13 protein-coding genes are annotated in these 13,487 nt (G+C 42.4%); all 13 read right to left on the bottom strand.

Annotation, left to right across the window (positions count from 1 at the left end):
• Positions 1-209 precede the first annotated feature (209 nt).
• The 13 genes from G576_RS0102545 to G576_RS12150 all read right to left on the bottom strand — a co-directional run bounded on the left by G576_RS0102545 (position 210) and on the right by G576_RS12150 (position 13,487).
• Positions 210-1,952, bottom strand: a complete 1,743-nt coding sequence (locus tag G576_RS0102545) for an ABC transporter ATP-binding protein (RefSeq protein ID WP_027973242.1) — start codon at positions 1,950-1,952, stop codon at positions 210-212.
• Position 1,953: 1 nt separating this feature from the next.
• A complete protein-coding gene (locus tag G576_RS0102540; protein WP_027973241.1) occupies positions 1,954-3,687 on the bottom strand; it encodes an ABC transporter ATP-binding protein in 1,734 nt (577 codons plus the stop codon).
• A gap of 269 nt (positions 3,688-3,956) precedes the next feature.
• Positions 3,957-4,574 (bottom strand): TIGR01906 family membrane protein, encoded by a 618-nt coding sequence (locus G576_RS12160; RefSeq protein WP_037618312.1) that lies wholly within the window; start codon positions 4,572-4,574, stop codon positions 3,957-3,959.
• Entirely contained in the window at positions 4,564-5,337 is a 774-nt protein-coding gene (locus tag G576_RS0102530) for a TIGR01457 family HAD-type hydrolase (protein WP_027973240.1), read from the bottom strand. The genes G576_RS12160 and G576_RS0102530 overlap by 11 nt, the downstream gene beginning before the upstream one ends.
• A gap of 39 nt (positions 5,338-5,376) precedes the next feature.
• Positions 5,377-5,997, bottom strand: a complete 621-nt coding sequence (locus tag G576_RS0102525; RefSeq protein WP_027973239.1) for an NUDIX hydrolase N-terminal domain-containing protein — start codon at positions 5,995-5,997, stop codon at positions 5,377-5,379.
• 29 nt (positions 5,998-6,026) lie between these two features.
• Positions 6,027-6,767, bottom strand: coding sequence for an acyl-ACP thioesterase domain-containing protein (locus G576_RS0102520; protein WP_027973238.1), 741 nt, complete (start codon positions 6,765-6,767; stop codon positions 6,027-6,029).
• A gap of 6 nt (positions 6,768-6,773) precedes the next feature.
• A complete protein-coding gene (gene hemW / locus G576_RS0102515) occupies positions 6,774-7,907 on the bottom strand; it encodes a radical SAM family heme chaperone HemW (protein WP_027973237.1) in 1,134 nt (377 codons plus the stop codon).
• Between the two features lie 540 nt (positions 7,908-8,447).
• Positions 8,448-9,104, bottom strand: a complete 657-nt coding sequence (locus G576_RS0102505; RefSeq protein WP_027973235.1) for a GNAT family N-acetyltransferase — start codon at positions 9,102-9,104, stop codon at positions 8,448-8,450.
• A gap of 1 nt (position 9,105) precedes the next feature.
• Positions 9,106-9,285, bottom strand: a complete 180-nt coding sequence (locus G576_RS12155) for a hypothetical protein (RefSeq protein WP_037618309.1) — start codon at positions 9,283-9,285, stop codon at positions 9,106-9,108.
• A gap of 189 nt (positions 9,286-9,474) precedes the next feature.
• On the bottom strand, positions 9,475-11,673 hold the full coding sequence (gene recJ / locus G576_RS0102495) for a single-stranded-DNA-specific exonuclease RecJ (RefSeq protein WP_027973234.1): 2,199 nt from the start codon (positions 11,671-11,673) through the stop codon (positions 9,475-9,477).
• 317 nt (positions 11,674-11,990) lie between these two features.
• Positions 11,991-12,380, bottom strand: a complete 390-nt coding sequence (locus G576_RS0102490) for a PaaI family thioesterase (RefSeq protein ID WP_027973233.1) — start codon at positions 12,378-12,380, stop codon at positions 11,991-11,993.
• Position 12,381: 1 nt separating this feature from the next.
• Entirely contained in the window at positions 12,382-13,209 is an 828-nt protein-coding gene (locus G576_RS0102485; RefSeq protein WP_027973232.1) for a glycosyltransferase family 8 protein, read from the bottom strand.
• Positions 13,206-13,487: a LapA family protein gene (locus tag G576_RS12150; RefSeq protein WP_037618306.1), complete on the bottom strand. Its 282-nt coding sequence runs from the start codon at positions 13,485-13,487 to the stop codon at positions 13,206-13,208. Before G576_RS12150 ends, G576_RS0102485 begins: the two co-directional genes overlap by 4 nt.

The following is a 13,487-nucleotide window of genomic DNA, read 5'->3' as shown; positions in this document are numbered from 1 at the left end:
TCTATCATGGCGAGAAAGGCAGACCTTACCACCACTTCCGCCGCATCGAAGACCTTATAAACTAGCCGTTCATCCGGTTAGATGTTTTGAAACTTGGACTTGGTATTCTGTCAAGAAGTCGCTAGCATCCGACAGCATCTAAGGAAGTGGAAAATAGAGCTTACCTACTTCCTTAACAGACCTATTAACTAGTCTATGACGTAAAAGGATTAAACCTTCTGCTGAATTTTGTGCATTTCTGCGTAACGACCTCCAAGATCTAGGAGCTGTGCGTGGGTGCCTCGCTCAATGATTCGGCCAGCGTCAAGCACTAAAATCTGGTCAGCGTTTTGAATAGTTGATAAGCGGTGGGCAATGATAAAGGTGGTTCGTCCCTCCTTAACCACATCCATAGCTTTCTGGATAATATCTTCTGTCTCTGTATCAATGTGAGAAGTGGCTTCATCTAAAATCAAGATTTTAGGATCTGTAATCAAGGTTCTGGCAAAGGCAATCAACTGACGCTCTCCAGATGAGAAGGCTGAGCCTTTTTCCACAACTGGTTCATGAATGCCTTTATCAAGTCTAGCAAGCATATCACCAGCTCCAACCTTTTTGAGACTTTCTAAAATAGCTTGATCGGACAACTCCTTATTTTCCATAGATACATTACTAGCAATAGTTCCCGTGAAGAGATAAGGATCCTGTAGGACAATTCCCATATGACTTCGTAAACTTTCTCGAGAATAGTGGCAAATATTCTGACCATCAATCATCACTTGTCCCTCCTGAGGATCGTAAAAACGATAGAGTAGATTCATGATGGATGATTTTCCAGAGCCCGTATGCCCGACTAGAGCGACTGTCTGTCCAGCCTCAGCATGGATAGTGATGTCACGGAGAATTGTTTTTCCCTCCTCGTAGGCAAAGGTCACATGATCAAAAATGACCTGACCATTTGGGACTAGGAGCTGAGCTTCTGAGTCCACCTCATCTTCTTCCTCCAAAAGGTCAAGAACGCGACGTCCTGTCTCTAGTGAACGTTGGATGTTTGGCAACTGGCGAACCAACATCCCCATCAGGTCAAAGAGGGTTGTGATGTAGTTGATGTAAACAAAGAGTCGGCCAGGCGTCACCCCCATTTGTCCTCCTAAAAACTGATAGCCAACCACCGTCAGAACGCCTGAAATCACCATGTACTTGGTAAATTCAGTCAAAGTCCAGGAAGCCGTAGCATTGATCAGATGCATACGATTATCAGCCGCCAGCATTTTCCCAGAGGTCTGATCAAACTCAGCCAAGACTCGTTCTTCTTGGTGGTAGAGCTGGATAAGACTGGCACCGTTCATCGTTTCATTGACCTGAGTATTGACGTCACTTCTAGCATCGTAAAAATCTTTCATAGGCTTGTCTGTCGCCTTACGATAAATTCTTTGCAAACCATAAAAAAGTGGCACCAAAACCAACATACAAAGACCGATTGTTAGGTCTAATTGAATCAAAATGACATAAATAGCCACAATCCGAATCACATTGAGGGAAATCATCGTCAGCAAATTGCTGTAAAATTGATTGCGTAGCGTTTCAGTATCATTGACAATCCGCGTGGCGATTTTCCCAGCTGGCTTATCATCGAAATAAGAAATCGGTAGCCGCTGCATTTTATCAAAAGACTGATTGCGCAAATGAGCTGTCACTAAGAAAGCACAGCGATTAAAGATATAACGGTCAAAATAGTAAAGAAACAGCGACAGGATAATCATACTGGAATAAAGAGACACATTTTTCAGAAAAACTGCCTGATTGATTTTCTGCCCCTTGTCAAGAATCGTCAGACTAGAGTCGATGACCTGCTGCAGGACAAGAGGAGAAAGCTGACTGACCGCTGTCACAATTAAAAGAATGATGACACCAATTGCAAAAAGACCTTTGACAACCTTGATTTGTTTCAATAGTTTCCAAATAATCTGCATCTTATACCTCCTCTTCTTTATTTTGGGATTGCTGGCGCTGATACTGCTCATAGTACCAACCTCCGCTTGCTAATAGATCACTCGGGCGTCCCGCCTCAATAATACGACCTTCATCCATTACAAGAACCCAGTCCGCGTGCTGTATAGCAGACAAGCGATGAGTGACGATAATATTCGTCTTACCTGCACGTTTAGCTTGAAGATTAGCAATGATTTTCTTTTCAGTTCTCGCATCAACGGCTGAGAGTGAGTCATCTAAAATCAAGACTTGCGGATCCTTGATAAAGGCACGTGCCAGAGAAATCCGTTGCTTTTGTCCGCCTGAGATGGATACCCCACGTTCACCTATTGTAGTGGCGAGACCATCAGACATACGCTCTAAGTCTTCTGTGAAGGCCGCTGTTTCAATAGCGGAGCGGATTTCTTCTTCGCTGGCATTTGGCTTGCCCATAGCGATATTTTCACCAACAGATCGAGAAAAGAGTATATGTTCCTGAGGCACATAGCCCACCAAACCCTCTACACTTTCCCGAGAAAAATCTGTCACAGCTCTGCCATTAACCTCAAAAGTTCCCAAACCAACAGGATACTGGCGCAAAAACTGACGCACTAAAGTTGTCTTGCCCGATCCAGTCTTGCCGACAATTCCCAAGGTCTGGCCTTTTTTTAGGCAAAAGCTAACGCTTTTTAGGCTTGTCTGGCTGGCCTGAGGATAGCTAAAGCTGTAATCATTAAACCGAGCTTCCTCAAAAACTGATGCGACAAGGTCTCCATCAACCTCCATATCATCACCTGTCTCAATCAAGCCTTGTAATTTTTCAAAGGAAGTCCGCCCCATCTGATAAACCAAAACTAACTCTGATAGCATGGAAATAGGCTCTGTAAGAGAAACCGTGTAGAGTTGCATAGCAAGCACTTGCCCCACTGTCATACTGCCATCTGCAACAAACTTGGTTCCCAAAAGCAGGGTGATAACCGTTGTCGCCCCAAACATGAGGGTATAAATAGGGTTATAGAGGGCAGTTACCTTAGCCAAACGATCTTCACGCTCTACTAAATCCTGAGTTTTCTGCCGAAAACGTGCCGACTGCAACTCTTTACGACTATATGCCCGCATCACACGCACACCTTCAATAGCCTCGACCACTTCATTGCTGAGGTTGGCAACCGCCTCACGATTCTCATCAAAAAGATTATCTGTCTTTCGCGAAATGAAGTAAATAGACGAGGACAGGATTAGAACTGGCAAGAGAGCTGCCAATGTGATTTGCCAAGACATGGCAAACATGACTGGTATAATAAAAATCAACATACCGCCCGCATAGAGAACTGTCATCAACCCATAGCCAAGCAAATCCTGCAACATCTCAACATCATATGAAAATCGGGTCATCATATCCCCCGAACGGAATTTTTCATAAAAAGGTGTCCGCATGGCAACCAATTTTTTAAAGGCACTTTGCTGCAAATCAAACTTGAAACGACTTGCCTGCTGGAAGAGTTGAAAACTCCAGAAAAAGGCTGTCAGGTAACTCACAATCGTCGCTGCAACTAAAATACCGATATGGAGCCAAAGGTTAGAAGTGGTCAACCTACCACTTGTCATTAAATCAATCAAACGCTGAATGACTTGAGTTGGCACAACCAAACTGGCATCATAAATAATTAACACCAGACCAATCAAGAGGTAGAGCCACTTGTGGTCTTTGATGTATTTTCCAACAAATTTAAACATATTTCACCTAAACTTTCTGACAAAACTTTTCAAACACAGACTTCCTATAGTCCCCTTTTCCTAACTTACCTCTCTAAAATGGCACACAAAAAGACCTATGGACACATCCTTTCCATAGGTCTCATTTTTTACACGTCAAAAAAACTACTGAGAGAAGTTAGAAAGGAGAAAGATATGATAACTGTAAGTTACTTTGTTGTTCATGTTAATGTCTCCTTTCTGTTAATTGTTAGTATTTTAACATGCTTTTAAGAAGTCGTCAATATTTTTCAGGATTTTTTGCTACAAAGTACTGCGGTTAGCATGAGCGCCTCATACAGAACCAAAAATAAGATAAAACAATGCAGAAAAAAGGTTTCTGGCAGAACCCAAATAATAGGGTCTGTCGCTGGATTAAAGAGCCACGAGCTGTCGCCAGGAAAAAGAACTTGATGAAAAATGGTGAAAAAATTTTCAAAACCAATCAACATCCCCATGATGCCAATCACTACTGGTATGAGGGCTGCTCCTAGAAAAATCTTTTGGTGGAGCCACAGAGTCTTAGTTCTGCTATTTTTCCAAAAAAAGTGCAAAGCTGGATAGAGCGTTAAAAGTACCACTAGCTGAGCCAGATGAAAGAGGTTTTTCACGTCTACAAAATGCTTAAGACCACTAGCTGAGGAGGGAAAGTCGGGCATATCCAGTACCCAAGAAAAGGGACTAGTTAGATAGACCATCAGAATATGAAAGTTCTGTAATAGCTGGTCCTTGCTGATGGTGACTTGATCTGTCAGCCTCAACCAATCCACCTCAAGCGGGTAGAGAAGCCAAGCTCCATAGATAGTGCCAAGTACAGCCAGCGCCAAGAGCCAGACAACTGTCAGATAAGCATAGATGTTACTTTTCATCAAAGGTCCACTCCGATAAACTTTCTAAAACAAAGGTAGGGGCAATGGGTAATGTCGGAACTTCTTCCTTGGCCGTAAATCCAGTCAAGACTAAGAGGGTATCAATGCCATTTTGAATACCTGCCATAATATCGGTCAGGTAATTGTCTCCCACCATGATAGCGTCAGCCTTTTCCACACCCAAACGAGCCAGCGCCTTATCCATGATGATAGCTTCAGGCTTTCCGATGATGGTTGGTTTCACACGAGTTGACGCTTCAAGCAGGGCGATAAGAGAACCAGCCCCTGGCAAAAGCCCACGTTCCGTCGGAATATTAAGATCAGGATTTGTTCCAATAAAGTGGGCACCCTTTTGTATGGCAAGAGTTGCTGTCACAAACTTCTCGTAGTCCACAGACCAGTCAAGACCAACAACAACATAGGCAGGATTTTCTAAATCTTCTATAAAACCAGCCCCATAAATGGCCGATTTGAGCCCTTCTTCGCCGATAACATAGACCGTCCTGCCCATATTCAAATCCTTCATGTAGTCCACGGTCGCAAGCGTTGCGGTGTAAACTGTCTCTAGTGGTGTCTCAATCTCGAACTTGTCACGCAACATGGTCTGAACCTGTTCTGGCGTCCGTGTTGTATTATTGGTCACTAGCATATAAGGAAGTTCACGCGCCTGCAAATCACGAATAAAGGCTTCTCCTGCAGGAATACGGTCGCTCCCCTTATAAATAGTGCCGTCTAAATCAATCAAATAACCTTTGTATGTCACTTTTTTTCCTCTACAAATTTTTCTTTTTTAATCGTTCCTTTAATCAAACACCGTTTCCCAAACCTCTGCTTGATTGGCTTCAAAGCAGAGGGCAATTTGCTTGGTAGTGGTTTTAGTCTCAGCTAGATTCGGTAGCTCGTCCAGTGCAAAATACTTGGCAGCAATAGTTTCACTATTGGAAACAAAAGTGCCACTGATATACTTGCAAAGGACAAAGTGCTTGATAACGCGCACGGCAGTTCTAGCAGGATTATTTTTAGCCTTGTCTAAGACTGCTACGAGTCGAAATGGCTCTACCACTGCGCCAGCTTCTTCTAAAACCTCTTTGACCGTATTGTCTCTAATGGACTGATCCACATCGCACCAGCCACCTGGCAAGGTCCAGTTGCCATCTGATTCTTGAACTAGCAAGATTTTATGGTCTTGGAAAATGGCTGCGCGGGTATCTATTTTTGGGGTCTGATAGCCTGAGTCTGAAGTAAAAAGCTCTTTGACAATTTCTTTAGGCAAACCAGAAGGCTCTACCAACATTTCAGTAGCAATTCGGCGAATTTCTTCAAAACGCTCGATGTCAAATGTATCCTTGCCATAAGCCAGTCCCGCTTGAGCTAAAGCCTGCAAACGAACTGCCCAGTCGATGTAATTGTGATTTTCAGTCATGACTATCTCCTTCTTCACTATTAGGAAAGTTATTCCTTGACTTCTAAAGGCAGCCATTCTATAACCGCCTGAGCATTGATATGACCTTCTGAGCTGATGTCGTGGTAAGTCGTCAAACCATCTCTGACAAAATGGGAAGAAATATCACCACCCGGAGACACTTCACGATTGTATTTGAGTTGAAGCTTAGCAGGACGGTGGCTACTCAAAAACTCATAGCCCAGCACATCATACATCCAATCCAGATAAATACTGTTATTGACATGACCATTCATATCAATATCAAAATAGCGGACATGATAGAGTCTCTGCTCTGCATTTTCCAAAGGCAGCATCTTAGGAGCCCGTTGGATTTTTTTGACAAAGCTAGAAGCGTAAACGTCGACAATCTCTGGTAATACAGGTGAGACCTTGCGAGTCTTGGCATCCATAAGTGCAAAATAGGTCAAGACATCAAGCAAAAGCTCTCCATTTTGATCATAAATTTTGAAGGTCCGATAACAGAAAAACTTATTATAACTAATGGCTTCTGTCTCGATAGTGATAGTCTCTGTAAAACGGGGTAGGCGGTGGATAGTCACCTCATAGTCTGTAATAATCCAGAGCAAACCAAAGTTTTCTAAAATGTAATCATCACTTCTGCCCAACTCCTGTGACTGCTTGCCAGATACAAAAAGGCAGTAAGATAAGAGCTTAGGCAGCTTGATATTATGATTGACATCAGCCATGTCAAATGGTATTAAAAAATCTTCTCTGTAAATGTGTCCCATCTCTGTTTACCCTTCTAAAATAAATTTCTCAGCCACAGTGTCTCCCAAAAAGAGGCCTTTCTTTGTCATACGCAACCTGCCATCAGTGATTTGGACAAGACCATCAGACGTGAGCTCGTCTACGATTTTACCGTATCGATCTTCAAAATTCTCCTGAAATTTTTCTTCAAATCGTGCGATAGAAACACCAGATTTTTTACGGAGACCCAGAAAGAATTCCTCCTCCATCATCTCATTTTTAGTCAAAACTTCCTCTGACAATCGAGCATGATCCTCTTCTGCGATAGCCCTCAGATAATGTTGGATTGGCCCACGGTTACGGTAGCGCACACCATTGACATAACCAGACGCTCCTGCTCCGAAACCGTAATACTCGTCATTATTCCAATACATCAGATTGTGACGGCTCTCCATGCCTGGTTTTGTAAAGTTGGAAATTTCATAATGTTCAAAACCGTTTTTTTCGAGTTCTGAGATGATATAGTCAAACATCTCTGCTTCCAAATCTTCGGTCGGTAGGTTGAGTTTACCGCGCCGCATTTTATTCATAAAGACCGTGTGGTGTTCCAATATCAGACTATAAAGACTGAGGTGGGGAATGTCCAAACTCAGAGCTTTTTCAACGTTTTCTTTAACGTCTTCCATCGTTTGACCCGGAAGAGCATAAATGAGGTCAATTGAGATATTGTCAAAGCCAGCCACTTTCAGAGCTTCAATGTTGTCGTAGATTTGTGCTTCATTGTGGCTTCTGCCGATGCGCTTAAGGTGTTTGTCGTTAAAGGTTTGTACGCCTAGTGAGACGCGATTGACCGCAGACTTTTTTAGCACTGCTATTTTCTCAGCATCCAAATCGCCTGGATTGGCCTCGATGGTAAATTCCTCAATCTCAGTCAAATCAAGGATTTCTTGCAAATGGCTGAGCAGGTAATTCAGCTGATCTGCTGATAGTGCTGTCGGAGTTCCTCCCCCGATATAAAGCGTCCGCAGTTTTCCCGTATCAGCAAGGGAAATTTCACGAATAAGAGCCTGCAGATAGGCGTCCACAGGCTGATTTTTGATAAAGACCTTTGAAAAATCGCAGTAATAGCAAATCTGCGTACAAAAGGGAATGTGAATGTAGGCTGAGCTTGGTTTTGTCATGGGACTATTATAGCAAAAAACGAGGAAATCCGCTATTTGTCAGCATGTGGTCTGATACTTTCTTTAAAGCCAGAGCTGGTCTTTTTCAAAACCTATCTTTCCATAGAAAGCATGGGCATTATTCTTTCAAAACTTATACCACTTTTAAAAGCTAAAGCTTTACAGCCTATAGCCAGTTATTTTAAGCTTGTTGCTAAATATCCAGCAACGCCCTTACAATACTATTGATGTAAAGTAATTAAGACAAGGATACGTAAATAAGAACCATCAGCTTCAGAAAAGGACATCCTAGCATAACCAAGAAATCCTATAATCCTCTGATTTTGACAGGCTACCAATATGCTAGAGTCTAAGCGCTCTTAATAGACCTTCAATCCGTCGTTTTAAGGGTCGGATCCCTCAAAGAGCATCACATAAAGGAACTAACTGGTTGATGTCTATCTTTTGCTGATGCCTGATAGGACATGTACCAGTCACTTTCTACCTCACTTATGATTCCATTAACTCTCTAAGCTTTTTCAGATAAGGTTTTCTCATGCTTCATTCGTCATTTAGCACTTTCTCCATTCTGAGAAAATCATAGACAGAGCCGTTTGTTTCTTGTCTATAAGTCTCAATGGTTTGAAATCCCATCTTTTGATAGACATTTATAGCACGTTGGTTAAAGTTGGCAACACAAAGTGAGATTTGGGTAATCGAAAAATTTTCTTCGATATACTTTTCTATTGCTTGGTAAAAGGCTGTGCCCATACCTTGACCAAGGTAAGCAGGATTCATGCCAAGACCTAATTCAAGGGCGTCAGCCTTTTTCTCCAAAACACAAAAGCCAAAAAAGACCCCATTTCTGATGACTTGAAAATAACGACCAGCACGCGCCGTCTCATCAATCAGCTCAGCATAATCCTCCGGATCAGCCGTCATATCGTAAAAGTCATAAGGTGCTTGGTACTTCCACTTATCCGCAATCTCCTCAGCATCAGCTTGGCTCAAGGGTTGAATGTAAAAATAAGGTTCTGCCAAATAGCGTCGAAAAATCTTGTCCATCTGCTTAACTCGTCTCGCCTGCACATCTGGTTTGTCTGTCTGATAAACATAATTGACATACCCCTCCTTATATGCTGGGATTTGTTGAGTAAAAAGCTGAGCTGACTGTGGACTGAGCTGACTCCGTATATGATGAAATCTATTCTCGTCCATCTCACTTCCCCTTTTTCCCGTAAACACGATAGATGAGAATACCTAGATTGATAAAGAATAAAAGTCCCCAGATGGCTGCAAGGACAAAATTCCCAATTCTGAAATTCATCCAAACACCACCACCATATAAGGTTAGAAAAAAGAAGGTCATCATATTTTCTGTTTTAAATAGTTTCTTCATTAGCTACTTACCTCTTTTCAAAGTAATCTTATTATATCAAAAAACACGATCTCGTGTCGTGTTTTCTCATACTAAGTGAAAATCAGACTAGGCGACTCAGGTGCCAATAGAACGGTGTTTCGTCAAATCAAAGCAAGAGCATCCAAGGTTGGTTGTCGAAGCATATCGTGTCATTTTCCAAGCTCAGCCCTATTCTTTCAACCAATCATAAATTTCCCGAGGTGTTCCCAAAGCCATGAGTTCTTGATATTTGACTTTTGCCCTCAACTCTTGGTAAATCTGACTATCAGAAATCTCCCTTTTCTCCGCTTTTTTATTGACCGTCATGACGCCATCAGTAATGGTAACAAAGCCTAGCTCATCAAAGATTTGAATCATTTTGACTAGGAGAATTTTATCAATGTTAAGAAAATGGCTGAGCTCCTTGAGTTTGTAACGAACGTCAAACTCTGGAAACTGGTAAATCGTCTTATAGAGCTTTGCGTATTGCTCCCGCGTCCCAAAACCTGTCAAATAGTAAGGCTCTTTAATGGTATTCTTAAAATAAATAGCCTCAAAGTCCTTGTCTGCAAAGAAATCTTTCAGCTCCTCAGCTGTGTCTGGAAGGTCAGCAACGATAACCGCTCTGCTATTGTCCCAAGAAGCTAGCTCTGGCACACCATTTGGTAGCTGAGCCGACTTGGCACGAATGTCAAAAAGCTGAATTCCCTGAACCCGAGCATCGACTAACATAAGCTGCAGGGTTGTGTTCCCATTCCAAACATTGACAGAAAGTGTGACCGCAAGCTCCAAGTGCTGCGCTTGTTGAAATTCCTGAAGCAAGCTCCCCTGATTGAAGGCTACCACATCAAATTCAGCCCCATTTTGACTAATTCTAAGTTTGAGATGAGCATTGTTTTGTCCCATGGTGCGAGCCTGTGTGACCTTGAAGTTCTTGAGCCAAAAAATGGGCTTTTTATTGTCCATGCCAAAAGGCGCTAACTTGTCCAGAGCTTTGAGGGTTTCAAGACTGAGGGCTGAAAGATCCAGCTCCTCATCGAGTGTCAAGCTATTTTTGAGGGAAGTATCAATGTTATGGTCACGGACGAAAGTACAGAGAATGTCTGACAATTTATCCAAATTTGCTGCTGGTAGGGTCATACCAGCTGCTCCGCTATGTCCCCCGAAAGCTGTAAAAATTTCGCGGTGGTTGTCAAGTGCGGAAAAAATATCAATGCTTTCAAGACTTCTGGCCGATCCCTTGGCTGAACCATTTTCGATATTGAGAACTACGACAGTCTGACTGATTTGCTCCATGATACGACCCGCAACTATCCCCAGAACACCTGGGTTCCAACCTTCTTTCGCCAACACCTGAACAGGCTTTTGGGGGTCAATCATGGCAATAGCATCGTCAAAAATACTTTGCACAATGGCTTTGCGCTCCTCGTTTTTATCCTTAATCATGAGAGCAATGGCTTGTGCCTCATCATCATCAAAGCCAGTCAAGAGTTCAATAGCAGGATTTGGATCATCTAATCGCCCCAGAGCATTAAGTTGGGGAGCAATGGTAAAGCCAACCGTGTCCTCATCAACGGTTTCTAAATCTACATCTGACAGTTTCAGGAGCTCTAAAAGCCCTACTCGCTCTGTTTGTTTGAGCACGGCAAGACCGACCTTAACCATGATTCGATTTTCGTCTGTCAAGCTCACCATATCAGCAATTGTACCAATAGCCACCAAGTCTAAGAGCTCAGTCGGAACGGATTCAAGCAAAGCTGTTGCTAATTTAAAAGCAACGCCGCATCCTGCCAAATGCTTAAAAGGGTAGTCACTCGCTGGATGCTCAGGGTGAATAATAGCAAACGCCTCTGGTAGCGCTGCTGGCATACTATGGTGGTCAGTGACGATGACATCTACCCCTTGACCTTGTGCATAAGCGATAGCCTCATGACCTGCTACGCCATTATCTACTGTTATAATCAAGGAAATGTCTTGTTGCTCGATGAAGTACTTGTAAACGCTGAGATTTGGCCCGTAGCCATCCGTGAAGCGATTAGGCAGATATACCTGAACCTCTGCCCCCATCATCTCCAAAGTTTCCTTGACAATGCTCGCGCTAGTCATCCCATCGGCATCATAATCGCCATAAATGAGAATCTGCTCGTAATTTTCAATGGCAGAGCGGATGCGCGCCACAGCCTTCTCCATATCATTGAGTAGATAAGGATCATGCAAATGTGAGAGGTCTGCTCCCAGAAAATCAGCAAGGGCATCTTCTGTCTCAATACCTCGCTCAAAAGCAATAGCAGCTGCTGTTTTTGTCAAACCAGCTTTTTTAGCTACTTTTAAAAAGGCCTGATCTGGCACTTTTTCAGTTATTTTCCAATCAAATGTTGATGTAATCATAATTTAAGATACAAAGCCCAAAATGCGAGAAAAATAGGAAACCGACAATGCGTGCTTACACATCAGAGGGGCTTTTCCCAACATTAATAGGGCGTGCTCAGTTTAAATCGCTGAACTAAATTTTCTTTCTAGTCTTTCTTCTTGCACTTACCTCAAGTAGTGGGTGAGGTAAACGTCTCCTTGAGGAAGCACTTCCCTTGAAAATAATTATTTTCTTATCACAATGGATGCTGAAAATAGCACTCAAAGGCGACTTTGTCCTACTTATTTTTAGTTTTAACAATGTCACTACTTTTTATACGTCGTTGCAGGTCACCTTATGCATCTCCAGATGGTTTACCAGTCACAAACATGGTAAAGCTAGCTTTTGTGATAAGGTCGCCTTTCTCATTGCTGATTACCGTGTCCACAATTTTTGTGGTACGTCCATCGTGTACACAGCGCCCCTCAACGGTCAAAAGATCTCCCAGATGGCCTGCACGAAGGTAGTTAATATTTGATTGTAGGGTTACCGCATTGGCACCTAGAGAACGAGCCACCAAACCAGAAATCTGATCACAAAGGGTAAGTAGATAACCACCATGCGCATTGCCATAGTAGTTAAGAGAACCATCAACAACCTTGGTGTTAATGACAATATGACCTTCTTCTGCCACCTTCACCTCATAATTTTCAAAGGCTCTAATTTCATGTAAAATAATGTCCATTTTAAACTTCTTTCTGTGTTAAATGCCAATAGTGTTTATAGAGGCTACCAAATTTTCCCAGATAAGCTTTTTTCCAAGGCTTATCCCGTCCACAAAAATGGAGAAAAACAGTATGTGCCATCACCCAATCTAAACCGTGTTCTGCTTTGCTTTTGGCTACATAAAGCAAAAAATATCGGGTATCATAATTATATATTTCATCTGGAATAAGCTCAATCTCATGACCGTAAAGAGCTGTCAAGACATCCTGATCAGGCAAGAAAAGGCGATTGCTCTTTTCGGAAATATAAGCCATGATATCTTCCCGCTTGACGACCCAACGGATGGCCGTCAGATTCATAAGCAGCACGCCGGAATTAAAGTAGGATTTGGACTCGTAATTTCCGAGGCGAAGACGATTGATGGCATCAGTAATATCAGAATCTTCGGTGTGACTAGCTGCCGCATACAGTTTGTCACCAAGCTCCATCTCATAAAGAGGCACTAAATCATTAATGCAGAGAATATCGGCATCAATGTAGAGAATCTTGTCCAACTCTTCTGGTAAATACTCGTGTGCTAGCAAGCGATAATAGATAGTTTCTGGATAACGATCCGTTGTCGGCGCCATATCAAAGGCCTTTTCTTCAATGATAACTGGTTTGTAGCTGATTCCCAACTTCTGGCAAAATTGGACAATTTCCTCATGTCTTTTCAACAGTGGCTTTTGTAAAATATAAACATGGAAGTCTTTACGACTAGCATTTTTGACAATCGAATAGAGGGTTGTCTTAAATTGATCCACATACCCATCATCAATCGAATAGAGCAAATTGATCGGTTGTGTCACTTGCTCATCGCCTCCTTCTCTCTTGCTGTCTCTTTATCTTTGAGATGGTGGTCGTTTAACTTTTTAATTTCTTGGCGCAAGCTCATATTTTTGAAAAAGCCCAGCAGAAATTGAATCAGCATACCTAAACCAACTGACATCAAAATTAGCAAAATCAACGGTAATTTAAAGGTGCCAAAGAGGTAATTGACAGTTACAGTTTGAATATTGGCGATTGATAAGACCGCTGTCAAGGCAACAGCTGTAATCAGCAGTCCAACGGTTAGATTTTTTCTCAT

Origin of the sequence: Streptococcus porci DSM 23759 (assembly GCF_000423765.1) — a bacterium.
Lineage (GTDB): Bacteria > Bacillota > Bacilli > Lactobacillales > Streptococcaceae > Streptococcus > Streptococcus porci.
The sequence above is the reverse complement of the archived record's forward strand: the minus strand, read 5'-3'. Positions and strand labels throughout refer to the sequence as shown.

Bases quoted from the DNA above. Each gene is read 5' to 3' on its own strand.
- G576_RS0102545 (WP_027973242.1), bottom strand. From the start codon at position 1,952: ATGCAGATTATTTGGAAACTATTGAAACAAATCAAGGTTGTCAAAGGT.
- G576_RS0102540 (WP_027973241.1), bottom strand. From the start codon at position 3,687: ATGTTTAAATTTGTTGGAAAATACATCAAAGACCACAAGTGGCTCTAC.
- G576_RS12160 (WP_037618312.1), bottom strand. From the start codon at position 4,574: ATGAAAAGTAACATCTATGCTTATCTGACAGTTGTCTGGCTCTTGGCG.
- G576_RS0102525 (WP_027973239.1), bottom strand. From the start codon at position 5,997: ATGACTGAAAATCACAATTACATCGACTGGGCAGTTCGTTTGCAGGCT.
- G576_RS0102520 (WP_027973238.1), bottom strand. From the start codon at position 6,767: ATGGGACACATTTACAGAGAAGATTTTTTAATACCATTTGACATGGCT.
- hemW (WP_027973237.1), bottom strand. From the start codon at position 7,907: ATGACAAAACCAAGCTCAGCCTACATTCACATTCCCTTTTGTACGCAG.
- G576_RS0102505 (WP_027973235.1), bottom strand. From the start codon at position 9,104: ATGGACGAGAATAGATTTCATCATATACGGAGTCAGCTCAGTCCACAG.
- G576_RS12155 (WP_037618309.1), bottom strand. From the start codon at position 9,285: ATGAAGAAACTATTTAAAACAGAAAATATGATGACCTTCTTTTTTCTA.
- recJ (WP_027973234.1), bottom strand. From the start codon at position 11,673: ATGATTACATCAACATTTGATTGGAAAATAACTGAAAAAGTGCCAGAT.
- G576_RS0102490 (WP_027973233.1), bottom strand. From the start codon at position 12,380: ATGGACATTATTTTACATGAAATTAGAGCCTTTGAAAATTATGAGGTG.
- G576_RS12150 (WP_037618306.1), bottom strand. From the start codon at position 13,487: ATGAGAAAAAATCTAACCGTTGGACTGCTGATTACAGCTGTTGCCTTG.